The sequence below is a fragment of the Prochlorococcus sp. MIT 1323 genome, assembly GCF_047304905.1.
GTDB classification, from domain to species: Bacteria; Cyanobacteriota; Cyanobacteriia; order PCC-6307; family Cyanobiaceae; genus Prochlorococcus; species Prochlorococcus marinus_D.
Genome location: NZ_CP138973.1, coordinates 2,126,378 through 2,140,468, shown reverse-complemented (window position 1 = coordinate 2,140,468; position 14,091 = coordinate 2,126,378). Strand labels below are relative to the sequence as shown.

The window sequence follows — 14,091 nt, the reverse complement described above, 5'->3', positions numbered from 1 at the left end:
CCCATCATGGCATCTACTAAGCCTCAAGAGGAGGCTCGCTTGAAAAACTGCCCTCACCCGAATCTGTATCACCTAGAGCCGGCAAGGGAATCTCAATGGTGGACACCACCTGGATCACATCGCGCAGTCGCATCGAATCAGCAAACCAACCCATCGCCTGCTCAGTATCACCTCGGCGTTCAGCGTCACTGGCCTGATCTTCATGAGCCTCAGCCAATAAAGCCAACCAACAGAGGCAGCGAGCCTGAACCACAGAGAGGTCCAGGTCCATAGGCTGTGAATTTGCAATGCTCTCGCTTTCCTGCTGAACAAGTAGCCGTAGCCGCAGATCGTGAAGCTGGGTCATGACGCCTGATCCACCGAATCAACACTAGCGAGAGCGTGGCATTTGCCTAGCCCACCAGATGTAGTACCGGCTACCGCGAACAGTTGGCAAAAAACGGGGCTGGCGGGACTCGAACCCACGACCTACGGTTTAGGAAACCGTCGCTCTATCCGGCTGAGCTACAGCCCCATCACAGGGAATTATGCCCTCAATGCATGATGGAAGCTGAAAGCAGGTGAGGTGTTCGCGATCAAGTCGTCATTGCCCTTGGCAAGACGAGCTTGATTGAGGAAAGTCCGGGCTCCCCGATGGCCAGACTTGCTGGGTAATGCCCAGTGCGGGTGACCGTGAGGAGAGTGCCACAGAAAAACACCGCCGATGGCCTCATGGGGTTCTACTCCGGGCACAGGCAAGGGTGCAAAGGTGCGGTAAGAGCGCACCAGCAGCATCGAGAGGTGCTGGCTCGGTAAACCCCGGTTGGGAGCAAGGCCAAGGGGCGATGGCTGGCCATCTGCCACGTTCCACATAAATGCGCCGCTTGAGGCCGTCGGCAACGGCGGTCCTAGATAGATGAGCACCCACTGCTCTTGAGCAGTGAACAGAACCCGGCTTACGACCTGCTTTCACCCTCTTCCCTAACGCTGTTGATCAATCTGCAGAGAAGGCCAGACAATCCATCCTTAGCGTGATGACTCATCGATCGAAGACGAAAACATCCCGAACAACCCCAAAAAACCTCTCTAACGAGCGGGTCCAGCAACTGCAAAACCTGCTGAAGAAACTCGCGCTGATGGATCCTGCACGATCAAAAAGCTGCCCTGGAACTGAACCGAGAGGTCTAGCCATTCTCGATGAAGCACTGACGCACACCTCAGCTCAAGAAATCATCAACCACGAGCGCCTGGAATTCCTTGGCGACGCAGTTCTGCGGCTAGCCGCCTCGGAATATATCGATCGCCACTTCCCGCGCATGGATGTAGGCGAGCGCTCGGCATTAAGAGCTCACCTTGTGAGTGATCGCTGGCTAGCCGAAGTCGGTCAACGTATCGGCATCGAAGCAGTACTCATCATCGGACCCATGGCTGCAGGGGATGCCTCTGCTAAACCCACCCTGCAGGCTGAAGCAACCGAAGCGTTGATTGGAGCGCTCTATGAGTGCTGGCAAAGCCTTGAGCCAATCCACCACTGGCTCACACCCCACTGGCAAGAGGCAAGCAGTGCGGTTCTAGCCGATCCTCATCGACTCAACAGCAAATCCGCGCTGCAGGAATGGAGCCAGGCACGGGGGCTCGGGCTACCCCGCTACGAATGTGCAGAACGAAGCAAGCAACATGGCGATCCTCAACGTTATGTTTGCCAAGTTCATCTCGATGATCGGCCAATTGGAGAGGGTTGCGGAGGCTCCCGCCGCAATGCCGAACAAGAGGCAGCCCGCCATTCACTTGAGGCACTCACCCAATCAGCTACCGACAACTAAAGCCGCACTGAACAGAAAACCATGCTCCTGAAAGATGGAGATCAATCTCCTTGCTGACTAGAGAAAGTCACTGGCAGCAGTGAAGGGGCTGCCAAAAACCTCAAGACAGCAAAAGATGTTTCAGAGGAATCGTGACCAACTTGTCCCAGTTCCCCCCCTCAAACAACACCGCAGCTCTATCTCCACTGATACGTTGCACACATCCGCTATAGCCGTTGTAGATCGAGCGAATCTCGTTCACAACCACATTGGAACCAGGCAAGATCGGTGCTTCTACAGAGGCCATGAGATCAGCTTTTGGCAGTCTTAGCGCCATTATCAGCAGACATGCTTTCTCCGCCCATGAACGGCGACGAAGACTGGCTCACCGTGGGGAAACTGGTGGCCGCCCAAGGAATGCAAGGTGAACTACGCATCAACCCCAGCAGTGACTTCCCTGAGCGCTTCACTCTTCCTGGTCAACGCTGGCTCAAAGAACGCAATGGTGAGCCACGACCTATTGAATTGCTGACTGGACGTCAACTACCTGGCAGGTCGCTCTATGTCGTGAAATTTGCTGGGGTGAACAATCGCAATGCGGCCGAAGCACTTGTAGGCCAAAACCTACTGGTGCCTTCAAGTGATCGCCCTAGCCTGGCCGAAGGCGAGTTTCATCTGCTTGATTTGGTCGGCCTCGAGGCCCGTTTGGAAGCGGAAGGCCCTGCAATTGGTCATGTCACCGACCTCACCACCGCCGGAAACGACCTCCTCGAGATCGAAGTACTGACAGGACGGCGAGTTCTGGTTCCATTCGTAGAAGCCATCGTTCCAGAAGTGCAACTCAATCAAGGCTGGCTCCTACTCACCCCACCTCCTGGACTGCTAGAGCTCTAAGCAATCGACAGAAGCAAGATATCTAAGCGATTGTGGGAACACTGAAGTACGAAACCGTGGCCACCTCCCCCCTGATTCCAGTGATCCTCTGTGGGGGAACAGGTACCCGCCTGTGGCCGCTGTCGCGCGCGAGCTACCCCAAGCAGTACTGGGCTCTAAGCGGATCCAGTGAAGAAACGCTGCTTCAGCAAACACAACAAAGACTTAAAGGCATCGAGGGGCTTAGTGCGCCACTGCTGATCTGCAACGAAGAGCATCGCTTCATCGTGGCCGAGCAGATGCGCCAAATCGAGGTGGAGCCCAATGCAATCCTGCTCGAGCCCATGGGTCGCAATACCGCTCCAGCAGTAACAGTGGCGGCACTGCAAGCCACAGAACGAGGCGAAGATCCGCTACTGCTAATCCTGGCTGCAGACCATGTCATCCGCGATGCAACCCAGTTCCGTCATGTCATCGAAGCCGGTCGCATCCCCGCAGAAGCCGGGCGACTTGTGACCTTCGGCATCGTGCCCACCGCCCCTGAAACAGGTTACGGATATATCGAAGCAGCAGAATCATTCGGCAACGGTGAACCCAAAGCCTTACCCATTGCCAGGTTTGTGGAAAAACCTGATCGCATCGCCGCTGAGCAGTTCCTGGCAAATGGATGCTTCACCTGGAACAGTGGCATATTTTTGTTCAAAGCGAGCGCCATCCTGAGCGAGCTGGAGCGACTATCTCCCGAGGTGGTGAGCTGTTGCCGTGCTGCCCTGGAGCAGGAAGTGCCCGACCTCGACTTCTTGCGGCTGGAACGTGAAGCCTTCGCCAAATGTCCAAACGTTGCTATCGATGTCGCTGTCATGGAAAAAACTGAGCTGGGCACGGTACTGCCTCTCGATGCTGGCTGGAGTGACGTGGGCAGCTGGAGTGCCCTTTGGGATAACGCAGATCGAGACGAAAACGGCAATGTGCTGCGCGGGCGGGTGATCAGCGAAGGCACCCAAAACTGCTATCTACGCAGCGAACACAGGCTGGTGGTGGGGCTGGGCGTGGAGAACCTTGTGGTGGTTGAAACGGACGATGCCGTGCTGATTGCCGATCGCAGCCAGGCTCAAAACGTCAAAACGATTGTGAATCGACTCGAAGCCTCCGGGAGCTCCGAAGGCAAAGCACACCGGAAGATCTATCGACCCTGGGGGCAATACACCACCGTGGTTGAAGGTAAACGCTGGCAAGTCAAAAGAATCGAGGTGAACCCAGGCGCAAGCCTGTCGCTACAAATGCATCATCACCGTTCTGAACACTGGATCGTGGTCAAGGGAACCGCCTTGGTCGAAAAGGACGGAGAAAAGCAATTGGTAAGAGAAAACCAGAGCACCTACATCCCTTTGGGCTGCAAACACAGACTCACCAATCCAGGACGGATGCACATGGTATTGATTGAGGTCCAAAGTGGTCCATACCTCTGTGAAGATGACATCGTGCGCTTTGAGGACCGCTACGGACGTAGTGAGAACGTGATTGTCAATTGAGCTTGAGCTATTCCACTGTCACGCTTTTGGCCAGGTTGCGAGGCTGATCCACATCAAGACCCCTATGAGCTGCAATGTGATAGCTCAGTAGCTGTATCGGAACAAGCGTGAGCAGAGGACTGATCCACTCGCTCACCTCAGGGACAGGAAGTAAAGCATCAAACAAGGCCGTATCCGGACACTCCGGCGCCACACCGATCAGCTTTGCATCACGAGCTTTCGCCTCCTGTGCATTGCTGAGCACCTTCTCAAAAACCACTCCCGGCATCGCAATCGAGACGACCGGCACACGCGCATCGAGCAAAGCAATAGGTCCATGCTTCATTTCCCCAGCTGGGTATCCCTCTGCATGGATATAGCTGATCTCCTTAAGCTTGAGAGCTCCCTCAAGGGCAATGGGATAGTTAATGCCACGACCCAAAAAGATCACATCCTGAGTATCAGCGAAGCGGTTAGCTAAAACTTCGCAGCGTTGATCATGAAGCTCCACCAGCGAGTGCAGCTGATGCGGTAAAGCCCTTAGTTCGTCTTTTAGGTTGGCAATCTCAGTCACTGAACGGTGACTACGACGAGCAGCAAATGCCAACGCAAGTCCATAAAAAGCCAACAACTGCCCCAAGAAGGTCTTTGTAGCGGCCACCCCCACTTCAATCCCTGCACCAATATCGAGAATGTATGGAACCTGACGAGTCAGGGAGCTTTCTGGCCGATTCGTGACCCCTAACTGGCGAGGCGCAAATGCAGGCTCCCCATGAGCCTGCCTACGATGAGCATCCATCGCCAATGCCGCGAGAGTATCAGCGGTCTCACCAGACTGGGTCACCCCAATCGTGAGTGTGTGGGGTGCTAGTGGAGGCGGTGCATAGCGAAACTCACTTGCGTAAAACACAGAAGTGGGAATCCCCGCGAACTGCTCCAACAAATAGGCCCCTACAAGTGCCGCATGACGACTCGTGCCACAGGCCAAAATCTGAATTCGCTCTAGATCGGCATAAAAGGAATGATCGAAGGGCAAAGCCACAGGATCATCAGACGAAAGATCTGGAGGCAGATGACGTGCTACCCACAGCTCCGCAGTCTCAGGCTGCTCGTGGATTTCCTTCAGCATGAAATGACGGAAGTGACGTTTATCGGCCACTTGATCACCGCCACTGAGGAGTGAAGGGCTTCGCTGCTGCCGTTCGCCTTGTGCGTCATAAAGCTCAATCCCCAAAGGCGTGAGCAAGGCCACCTCTCCATCTTCCATAGGAAGAATCGTGCGCGTGAAGCCTGCCAAAGCTGGCGTATCACTTGCGCAGAGGAATTCACCTTCGCCAAGACCAATCAACAGCGGTGCATGCTTACGAGCGACGACAAGAGCACCTGGTACTTCCCCCCAAACCACGGCAAGGGCATAGGCACCCTTCAACTGAGGCAACACCCGTTGCACAGCCTCTAACAACATCCTTCCATTCACGCCTCGGCCCTGAACCTGCAGAGCACGAAGTTCAAGCGAGATGAGATGAGGAATGACTTCCGTATCTGTCTCTGAAACAAACCTCACCCCTTCAGCCTCAAGTGCCTCGCGGAGAGAACGGTGATTCTCGATAATGCCGTTCTGCACTACCGCCACAAGACCAGAGCCATCCCTATGGGGATGAGCATTGCGCTCTTCAGGTTTCCCATGAGTGGCCCAACGGGTGTGGCCGATGCCGCAATGCCCTGGCGCACCCTTCTCTTCCACACATGCTGTGAGGTTTACCAGCTTTCCTTGAGCCCGCTGGCAAGTGAGCCGACTGGAACCATCCTCAGCTAACAGCTCAACAGTGGCAAGACCAGCAGAGTCGTAACCGCGGTATTCGAGCTGCCTAAGCCCTTCTAACAGCAACGGGGCCGCCTCACGGGAGCCAATAACCGCAACGATTCCGCACATAAAAAAAGCCCGGCACCTGCCGGGCTGAGCTTATGGGGTAGATGCGCAAAACAGGGCCAACTGAGACTGAGACGTTGAACTCAGATCAGTAAGCCAGGCCCATACTGCGCGTGGTCTCGTCGCCTAAATAAACGCGAATGCTGAGGAAATCAGTGGGGCAGGCGGTTTCGCATCGCTTGCATCCCACACAATCTTCAGTGCGAGGAGATGCAGCGATCTGGCCGGATTTATGGCCATCCCAGGGAACCATCTCGAGAACATCGAGAGGGCATGCACGAACGCATTGAGTGCAACCAATGCATGTGTCGTAAATCTTGACAGCGTGAGACATGAGCCTGGTCCGGAACAAAAGGCTTGAAGTAACGGTAACTGGCAAGACTCCTAGTGAGACAAGTTCGACGTGTTGCCGTCACCGTTGTTAACCCCACTACCGCCAGCTCGTAGGATGCGTCGTCCCGTCTTCACGGCTATGTCCCAGGAAGCGATCCTTGAGAAAGTCCGTTCAATCGTTACGGAGCAACTGAGTGTTGAGGCCGGCGAAGTGAAGCCAGAATCGAGTTTTCAGAACGACCTTGGTGCCGACTCCCTCGACACCGTGGAACTCGTGATGGCCCTCGAAGAGGCCTTCGACATCGAGATCCCCGACGAGGCGGCTGAGGGCATCACGACCGTCGGTGATGCCGTCAAGTACATCGAAGACAAGCAAGCCTGAGGATCGGCATGATGGGGGATCTCCATCGGGTTGTGATCACCGGTCTCGGAGCGGTCACACCGATTGGCAACACGGTCGCGGACTATTTAGAAGGGTTGAAGACAGCCCACAATGGCGTAGGCGCCATCAGCCTGTTTGACGCGTCAGCCCATGCATGTCGCTTTGCCGCAGAGGTCAAAGACTTTGACCCAACCGGTTTCCTCGAAGCGAAGGAATCAAAAAGATGGGATCGATTCAGCAAATTCGGTGTAGTAGCCGCCAAGCAGGCAGTTGCTGATGCCGGTCTAAGCATCGAAGAGGAAAATTCCTCCCGCATCGGGGTGATTATTGGTTCAGGTGTCGGTGGTCTGCTCACCATGGAGACCCAAGCCCACGTTTTGAATGAGAAAGGTCCCGGTCGGGTCAGCCCATTCACAGTGCCGATGATGATCCCCAACATGGCTACTGGGCTTGCCGCCATTGCGTTAGGGGCCAAAGGACCCAGCTCAGCAGTGGCCACAGCCTGTGCAGCTGGATCCAATGCCATCGGCGATGCTTTCCGGCTGCTGCAACTCGGCAAAGCTGATGTAATGGTATGTGGTGGTGCAGAAGCAAGCATCACGCCACTTGGTGTGGCTGGCTTCGCCAGTGCCAAGGCCCTCTCCTTCCGCAATGATGACCCCGCCACGGCTAGCCGTCCGTTCGATGCAGAACGAGATGGATTCGTCATCGGGGAAGGATCTGGCGTCCTGGTCCTTGAAACCCTTGAGCACGCCAAAAATCGCGATGCCACTATCCATGCTGAGATTGTGGGCTATGGCATGACCTGCGATGCTCACCACATCACCTCACCAACCCCTGGCGGCGTTGGTGGTGCAGAAGCAATCCGCCTGGCCCTAAAAGACGGACAGCTGGAGTCCACCAGCGTGGATTACATCAATGCCCATGGCACCAGTACTCCTGCCAATGACAGCAACGAAACAGCAGCCATCAAAAATGCTCTCGGCGAGAGGGCTTATCAGATTCCTGTGAGCTCCACAAAATCCATGACTGGTCACCTTCTTGGTGGATCGGGCGGCATTGAAGCTGTGGCGTGCGTGCTTGCCCTTCAGCACGGCATGGTGCCTCCCACCATTAATTACCTCAACCCAGATCCACAGTGTGATCTGGACTATGTCCCCAACATGGCCAGAGAACACAGATTAAGCGTGGTGCTCTCCAATTCCTTCGGCTTCGGCGGTCACAACGTCTGCCTCGCCTTCCGCCAAATGGCCTAAGCGGCTCTGCCGCCTCCATCCTTCAGACTCCCTGCTATCCCATCTCAATACCATGGTCGCTGCGACTGCTTCCCTAGATACGCTCTGCATCAACAGCATTCGCATGCTGGCCGTAGATGCGGTCAACAAGGCCAACAGCGGCCACCCTGGTCTTCCCATGGGCTGTGCCCCCATGGGCTACACCCTCTGGGACCAATTTCTGCATCACAACCCCAAGAATCCTCAGTGGTTCAACCGCGACCGCTTTGTCCTCTCAGCCGGTCACGGCTGCATGTTGGTTTACTCGCTGTTGCATCTCACCGGGTATGACTCGGTGAGCATCGAGGACATCAAGCAATTCCGCCAATGGGGCTCGCGCACTCCTGGACATCCCGAAACATTTGAGACCCCTGGAGTCGAAGTCACCGCAGGCCCCCTTGGTGCTGGGATCTCTAATGCCGTTGGCCTTGCGATCGCTGAAGCTCACCTTGCGGCCAAATTCAATAAACCCGAAGCAAAGATCGTTGATCACTACACCTACGTGGTGATGGGCGATGGCTGCAACCAAGAAGGTATTGCCTCGGAGGCCTGCTCCCTTGCCGGCCACCTCAAGCTAGGAAAACTGATCGCCCTCTACGACGACAACCACATCACGATCGACGGCCGCACAGACGTTTCCTTCACCGAAGACGTTCTCAAGCGCTACGAGGCCTATGGCTGGCATGTACAACATGTCGCCAATGGCGACACCGACGTGAATGCCATCGCCAAGGCGATCGCTGCCGCCAAGGCCGTGACCGATAAGCCGTCCATTATCAAGGTGACCACCACCATTGGTTACGGCTCCCCTAACAAAAGTGACACTGCCGGAGTGCATGGGGCGCCCCTTGGCGAAGAAGAAGCCACTCTCACTCGCCAACAACTGGGATGGAACTATGGCCCTTTTGAAATTCCCCAAGAGGCCTACGACCAGTACCGCAAGGCCATCGATCAAGGCGCTCGCCTTGAATCTGAGTGGAATCAAGCACTCGCCAACTACAGAAGTCAATACCCAAATGAAGCAGCTGAATTCGAGCGGATGTTGCGCGGTGAGCTTCCCAAGGGGTGGGACAAAGATCTACCGACCTATACCCCTGAAGACAGCGGCCTCGCAACGCGTAAGCACTCCCAGATCTGCCTCGGCGCGCTGGGGCCAAATCTGCCCGAACTGATTGGCGGTTCTGCCGACCTCACTCACTCCAATTACACCGATATCAAAGGTGAAACCGGCTCCTTCCAACCGGAAACACCCGAAAAGCGTTATCTACATTTCGGTGTGCGGGAGCACGCCATGGCCGCCATCCTCAATGGCATCGCTTACCACAACAGTGGTCTAATCCCCTACGGCGGAACCTTCCTGGTTTTTGCTGACTACATGCGCGGCTCAATGCGCCTTTCAGCCTTAAGTGAGCTTGGAGTGATCTACGTACTCACCCATGACTCAATCGGCGTCGGTGAAGATGGGCCTACCCACCAACCGGTCGAAACCATTCCCTCCCTGCGCGCCATGCCAAACATGCTGGTGTTCCGTCCCGGAGATGGTAATGAGACCAGCGGAGCGTACAAATTAGCCATCCAGAATCGCAAACGCCCCAGCTCTCTTTGCCTGAGCCGTCAGGGCATGGCCAACCAAGCCAATTCATCCATCGAAAATGTCGCTCTCGGCGGCTACGTACTGGAAGATTGCGAAGGAACAGCTGATCTGATCCTGATCGGTACAGGCACAGAGCTTGACCTTTGCGTACAAGCCGCCAAGCAACTCAGTGCTGAAGGCCACAAGATTCGCGTGGTCTCGATGCCTTGCGTAGAACTTTTCGAAGAACAGAGCAGCGCATACAAACAAGAGGTGCTGCCAAACGCTGTACGCAAGCGCATCGTGGTGGAAGCCGCCGAATCATTTGGCTGGCACAAGTACATCGGCCTTGATGGCGACAGTGTGACCATGAACAGCTTTGGCGCTTCTGCACCAGGTGGCACATGCATGGAGAAGTTTGGCTTCACCGTAGAGAATGTGGTGGCGAAGTCAAAAGCGTTGCTGAATTGATCTGCAAGTTAATCAATAGCTCTAGCAAGCCTCGTTTCTTCTCCGCATCTCTACTGGTGCGGAGCTTTTTTATTGGTATCAAGTGAGCAGACATCTCCGCCTAGACTCAGATCTAAATATCTAACACTGAAGCCTTGCAACCGACTCGCAATCTTGTTACCGGAGGCGCAGGCTTTCTTGGCTCTCATCTAGTCGACAGGCTCATGCAGGCGGGGGAAGAAGTCATTTGCCTCGACAACTATTTCACTGGGCGCAAAGTCAATGTTGCGCAATGGATCGAGCATCCACGCTTCGAATTAATCAGACACGATGTAACCGAACCAATCAAGCTCGAAGTTGATCGGATCTGGCATCTGGCATGCCCTGCATCACCGGTTCACTATCAGTTTAATCCAATTAAAACAGCCAAAACCAGTTTTCTTGGTACCTACAACATGCTGGGCCTCGCTCGCAGGGTAGGCGCACGCCTACTACTCGCAAGCACAAGCGAGGTTTACGGCGACCCAGAAATTCATCCCCAACCAGAAAGCTATCGCGGTTGCGTTAACACAATCGGGATTCGCAGCTGTTACGACGAGGGAAAGCGCATTGCAGAAACACTCTGCTTCGACTACCAACGCATCCATGCCACGGAGATCAGAGTGATGCGCATCTTCAACACCTATGGCCCCCGAATGTTGCCAGATGACGGCAGGGTGGTGAGCAACTTCATCATGCAGGCACTTCGTGGTGAACCACTAACCCTCTACGGAGATGGCCTACAAACGCGTTCATTCTGTTATGTGGATGATCTCATCGAAGGCATGTTGCGCCTCATGAACAGTGATACAACTGGACCTATTAACATCGGCAATCCCAGTGAATTCACGATTCGCCAACTAGCAGAGTTAGTTCGCAATAGTATCCAACCCAATCTGCCTTTGATCTCAAAGCCCTTGCCTCAAGACGATCCAATGCAACGCCAGCCAATAATCGACTTAGCCCAAAAGCAACTGGACTGGAAGCCACTCATTCCACTTGAAGATGGACTAACAAAAACAATCGACTGGTTTCGTAAGCAACTATGAAGCAATGGAGCAATAGAATCCACCCTGTCCTCGGCAAATTCAAACATTAGCCATCAACTAGACAACCCCATTTATCAAAATAAACCATCAGAGATAACACGGATTTACTAACAGACAAGAACTAAAGAAAATATTGATTCTTTACTCGGAAGGGGCTTGCCTTGCCGAGCATCTAAGGATGCTAAAATAGCAAGTGGTCAACCAATGCTTAGAGATGGCAGAGACTGCCAGCTTATCAATAATATTACCTGCTTTCAATGAAAGGGATAATATTTGCACCATCATCGAATCAATCATTGATCTATCCTTGCAATACAAGTTAGAGATTATCGTTGTAGATGATGATTCGCCAGATGGCACCTCTGAGGTGGTATTGGAATTGGCTCGTCAATATTCATTCATCCGATTAGTTAGGCGTGTAGGCAGAAGTGGTCTTGCCAGTGCTATCAAAGAAGGACTCTTAAATGCTTGCCATGAATATGCTCTTGTCATGGATTGCGATGGTCAACATCCTACGTCAGTCATCAAACAATCAATAAGTCATCTAAGAGACCAAGGCTTAGATCTTGTTGTTGGCAGCAGGTTTCTTCAAGGATCTGTAATCAATGGTCTCACCAATGACCGAGAAAATGCTTCTACTTTTGCAAACTTTCTTGCCAAAAAAAGTCTCTCAAAAAGATATCGCCATTTAACTGATTACATGAGTGGATTTTTTGCAGTCGACTTGAAGCAGGCCATGCCAATCATTCGCTCTGTTGATGTCAATGGCTTTAAGTTCCTATATGAATTATTAGCCAAAAGCAATGGAGCCTTATTAGTTGGCGAGCTACCCCTGATCTTCGAGAAGAGGCTACATGGAAGCTCTAAACTGGATATCGCAGTCGCATGGGATTTCTTATTATCATTTCTACATTCAATCAGCTTAAAGCTTATTCCTCGTCGCGCAATAAGCTTTGCACTCGTTGGCCTAAGTGGTGTTTTTATACAGCTATTTAGTGTTTTCATTCTTACCAATATACTTGCTTATTCCTTTCAATCCTCTCTGCCTATTGCTGTCATATTAGCAGCAACATCCAATTACTTAATCAACAATATTTTAACTTTTAGGTTTGCACGCCTTAATGGCTTAAAATTAATAAAGGGCCTTACAAAGTTTTTACTTGTCTCCTCTTTACCATTCGTGGCCAATATTGGATTGGCATCTGCTTATTACGAGCACATCTCTTCCAACGAGCTAATCGCCCAACTGCTTGGCATCATCTTTGCCTTTACTTGGAACTATGTGGCAAGCAGCAAATTTGTTTGGAATACTCCCTAGCCATATAATTTCTGCTCTTCATTGGTGACACGCAAAATATTTTAGGGCAATACCATTTCAGACTTGCAATTGAATTGACGCATCTATCTCGTATGACTCAACAAAGTCTCCAGCCATTCTATATGCTCTCGAGACAGATTTTTATTTATAGAATACTTCCTTCAGTCCGCAAGTCTAGAAGTGATCAATGCGCTGATATACATTCGGCTCTAGATTCACATCATAATGCCCCTTGAAAAATCGCGAAATGCAACAATTATAAATGATGATTTAAAGGCTCATGATATTAAAGGAAGCTTGGATTGAGCTTGTCTTCTCGATACGCAATGCCTGCACGATTGCATCGGGGTTCAGCAACAGTCTTGTCAAAGCGCACTAAACCTATCCAAATGAACTCAACTTTGAACAGATCCAGGAGGTTCCAGGCGCACCGCAAACCACTGCAGGCAGAGACCTTGGCCCACCTCCAGCTCACAAGCTGTATCAAGCAACCGCTGGGCCGCTGACACGAGTGAGTTCTGACTCTGCAAATCCTCTGGCAAGACATCCAAACTCTGGAGCCAAGTCTGCAACCAAACAAGTGTGTCAGCAGCGCTCAGAAGCCGCTCAGGCTGGCCAGGCTCCAAAACGACGTAGTGATCAGAATCACGAATCAAGGGATCAGACATTAGACAGCCATTTCTGCATCGGTGTTCAAGCAAGACTCATCGGGCTGAGTCATCCGTCTCAAGCAATGACAACTCAAGCTGATCCCTCCAGTGGAATAAGGGCTGCAACCGCGGGTGATCACTCAGGCCGAACACACCTTTACCTGCAAGTGCTGCCCCAGCAGAGGCTGGAAAACGCATTAAAGAAATCTGAGCGGCTACAGCTAAATCAGCCAGGCTCATCGCATCTCCTACTAGCCAGGAGCGTTTCTGCATCAAATCAGCCAATTGTTCGAGGCTCGTTAATAACTCAACCCTCTCTGTCTGGCCAATGATCTCAGAGGCACCGTTCAACAACCCCCCCGGGAGATCTCCCATGACCTGACGCAAGGGAGTTGGCAGATCTTCTGGAAGAAGAGCTAAACGCAACTCAGAGTCCAAGGCTGCAGCCTGCAACAAAGCTGACCGGCCTGCCCGCGCCAATGTCGTATCAGCCCAATCTTCAATCAAGTACACCTGCGCGGCCTGCTGTGGATCAACCGGAATGAGGGGTGGTTCCGGCTGCTTAGCCTCGAGATGTCGAGCAATGGTGCTGGAGTCTGCCAAAACAACATCGCCATCGACAAGTACAGGGACCTGACGCTGACCTGACAAACGAAACACGTTGAGCTGTCCTAACCCGGGGGTAACTTCCACCACCTGGTAAGTCAAACCCTTGGCCTGCAAGACCATCCGCACCTTGAGACAGAAGGCGGAATGGCGGAATTGATGCAGTTCCATCATCGTTTGCTCTGCCAAAAGAACGGCAGAGTAGCTAACAGCTTCAAAAGCCCGCTAAGGCAAAAAGGGCAATAATCGCATTTGGCTTTAGACTGAGAGTGGAAAATGAAAAGAGCTGTTTTATACAGACTCAATCAAGTCAGATCAATGC

14 protein-coding genes, 1 tRNA gene and 1 other RNA gene are annotated in these 14,091 nt (G+C 52.8%); 9 read left to right on the top strand and 7 right to left on the bottom strand.

Annotated features, from left to right (window positions below):
- Nucleotides 1-16 precede the first annotated feature (16 nt).
- Both SIB68_RS10420 and SIB68_RS10415 read right to left on the bottom strand, forming a co-directional pair.
- On the bottom strand, nucleotides 17-346 hold the full coding sequence (locus SIB68_RS10420) for a hypothetical protein (RefSeq protein WP_063400980.1): 330 nt from the start codon (nucleotides 344-346) through the stop codon (nucleotides 17-19).
- 94 nt (nucleotides 347-440) lie between these two features.
- Nucleotides 441-514, bottom strand: a tRNA-Arg gene (locus SIB68_RS10415).
- Between the two features lie 38 nt (nucleotides 515-552).
- Between SIB68_RS10415 and rnpB the strand changes: the two genes are divergently transcribed.
- Nucleotides 553-954: RNase P RNA component class A (gene rnpB, locus SIB68_RS10410), an RNA gene on the top strand.
- Between the two features lie 59 nt (nucleotides 955-1,013).
- Nucleotides 1,014-1,802: a ribonuclease III gene (rnc, locus tag SIB68_RS10405; protein ID WP_063401148.1), complete on the top strand. Its 789-nt coding sequence runs from the start codon at nucleotides 1,014-1,016 to the stop codon at nucleotides 1,800-1,802.
- 100 nt (nucleotides 1,803-1,902) lie between these two features.
- Here rnc and SIB68_RS10400 read toward each other — a convergent pair whose 3' ends face one another.
- Nucleotides 1,903-2,088 carry an NAD(P)H dehydrogenase subunit NdhS gene (locus tag SIB68_RS10400; protein WP_063396984.1) on the bottom strand — a complete coding sequence of 62 codons (186 nt, stop codon included), beginning with the start codon at nucleotides 2,086-2,088 and terminating at the stop codon, nucleotides 1,903-1,905.
- Nucleotides 2,089-2,129: 41 nt separating this feature from the next.
- Between SIB68_RS10400 and rimM the strand changes: the two genes are divergently transcribed.
- Both rimM and SIB68_RS10390 read left to right on the top strand, forming a co-directional pair.
- Nucleotides 2,130-2,675, top strand: a complete 546-nt coding sequence (rimM, locus tag SIB68_RS10395; protein WP_063400981.1) for a ribosome maturation factor RimM — start codon at nucleotides 2,130-2,132, stop codon at nucleotides 2,673-2,675.
- 56 nt (nucleotides 2,676-2,731) lie between these two features.
- Nucleotides 2,732-4,186, top strand: a complete 1,455-nt coding sequence (locus SIB68_RS10390) for a mannose-1-phosphate guanylyltransferase/mannose-6-phosphate isomerase (RefSeq protein WP_063400982.1) — start codon at nucleotides 2,732-2,734, stop codon at nucleotides 4,184-4,186.
- A 7-nt stretch (nucleotides 4,187-4,193) separates the two neighbouring features.
- On the opposite strand, the gene glmS is transcribed toward SIB68_RS10390, so the two are convergent.
- Complete coding sequence (glmS, locus tag SIB68_RS10385) at nucleotides 4,194-6,098, bottom strand: glutamine--fructose-6-phosphate transaminase (isomerizing) (RefSeq protein ID WP_063400983.1); 1,905 nt, start codon at nucleotides 6,096-6,098, stop codon at nucleotides 4,194-4,196.
- A gap of 85 nt (nucleotides 6,099-6,183) precedes the next feature.
- Nucleotides 6,184-6,429 (bottom strand): photosystem I iron-sulfur center protein PsaC, encoded by a 246-nt coding sequence (psaC, locus tag SIB68_RS10380; RefSeq protein ID WP_011827179.1) that lies wholly within the window; start codon nucleotides 6,427-6,429, stop codon nucleotides 6,184-6,186.
- Nucleotides 6,430-6,567: 138 nt separating this feature from the next.
- Here psaC and acpP point away from each other — a divergent pair, with 138 nt between their 5' ends.
- The 5 genes from acpP (at nucleotide 6,568) to SIB68_RS10355 (ending at nucleotide 12,513) form a co-directional block, all read left to right on the top strand.
- Nucleotides 6,568-6,810 (top strand): acyl carrier protein, encoded by a 243-nt coding sequence (gene acpP, locus SIB68_RS10375; protein WP_011131320.1) that lies wholly within the window; start codon nucleotides 6,568-6,570, stop codon nucleotides 6,808-6,810.
- An 8-nt stretch (nucleotides 6,811-6,818) separates the two neighbouring features.
- Nucleotides 6,819-8,066, top strand: a complete 1,248-nt coding sequence (gene fabF / locus SIB68_RS10370; protein WP_063400984.1) for a beta-ketoacyl-ACP synthase II — start codon at nucleotides 6,819-6,821, stop codon at nucleotides 8,064-8,066.
- 52 nt (nucleotides 8,067-8,118) lie between these two features.
- The gene (tkt, locus tag SIB68_RS10365) at nucleotides 8,119-10,128 is read left to right on the top strand and encodes a transketolase (RefSeq protein WP_063400985.1); all 2,010 of its coding nucleotides are present in this window, start codon (nucleotides 8,119-8,121) and stop codon (nucleotides 10,126-10,128) included.
- 134 nt (nucleotides 10,129-10,262) lie between these two features.
- A complete protein-coding gene (locus tag SIB68_RS10360) occupies nucleotides 10,263-11,195 on the top strand; it encodes a UDP-glucuronic acid decarboxylase family protein (protein WP_063400986.1) in 933 nt (310 codons plus the stop codon).
- A 214-nt stretch (nucleotides 11,196-11,409) separates the two neighbouring features.
- A complete protein-coding gene (locus SIB68_RS10355; RefSeq protein ID WP_063400987.1) occupies nucleotides 11,410-12,513 on the top strand; it encodes a glycosyltransferase family 2 protein in 1,104 nt (367 codons plus the stop codon).
- Between the two features lie 395 nt (nucleotides 12,514-12,908).
- On the opposite strand, the gene SIB68_RS10350 is transcribed toward SIB68_RS10355, so the two are convergent.
- Both SIB68_RS10350 and SIB68_RS10345 read right to left on the bottom strand, forming a co-directional pair.
- The gene (locus SIB68_RS10350; protein ID WP_063400988.1) at nucleotides 12,909-13,181 is read right to left on the bottom strand and encodes a chlororespiratory reduction protein 7; all 273 of its coding nucleotides are present in this window, start codon (nucleotides 13,179-13,181) and stop codon (nucleotides 12,909-12,911) included.
- Between the two features lie 36 nt (nucleotides 13,182-13,217).
- Nucleotides 13,218-13,943, bottom strand: coding sequence for a glutathione S-transferase family protein (locus SIB68_RS10345; RefSeq protein ID WP_063401149.1), 726 nt, complete (start codon nucleotides 13,941-13,943; stop codon nucleotides 13,218-13,220).
- Nucleotides 13,944-14,091: the final 148 nt, after the last annotated feature.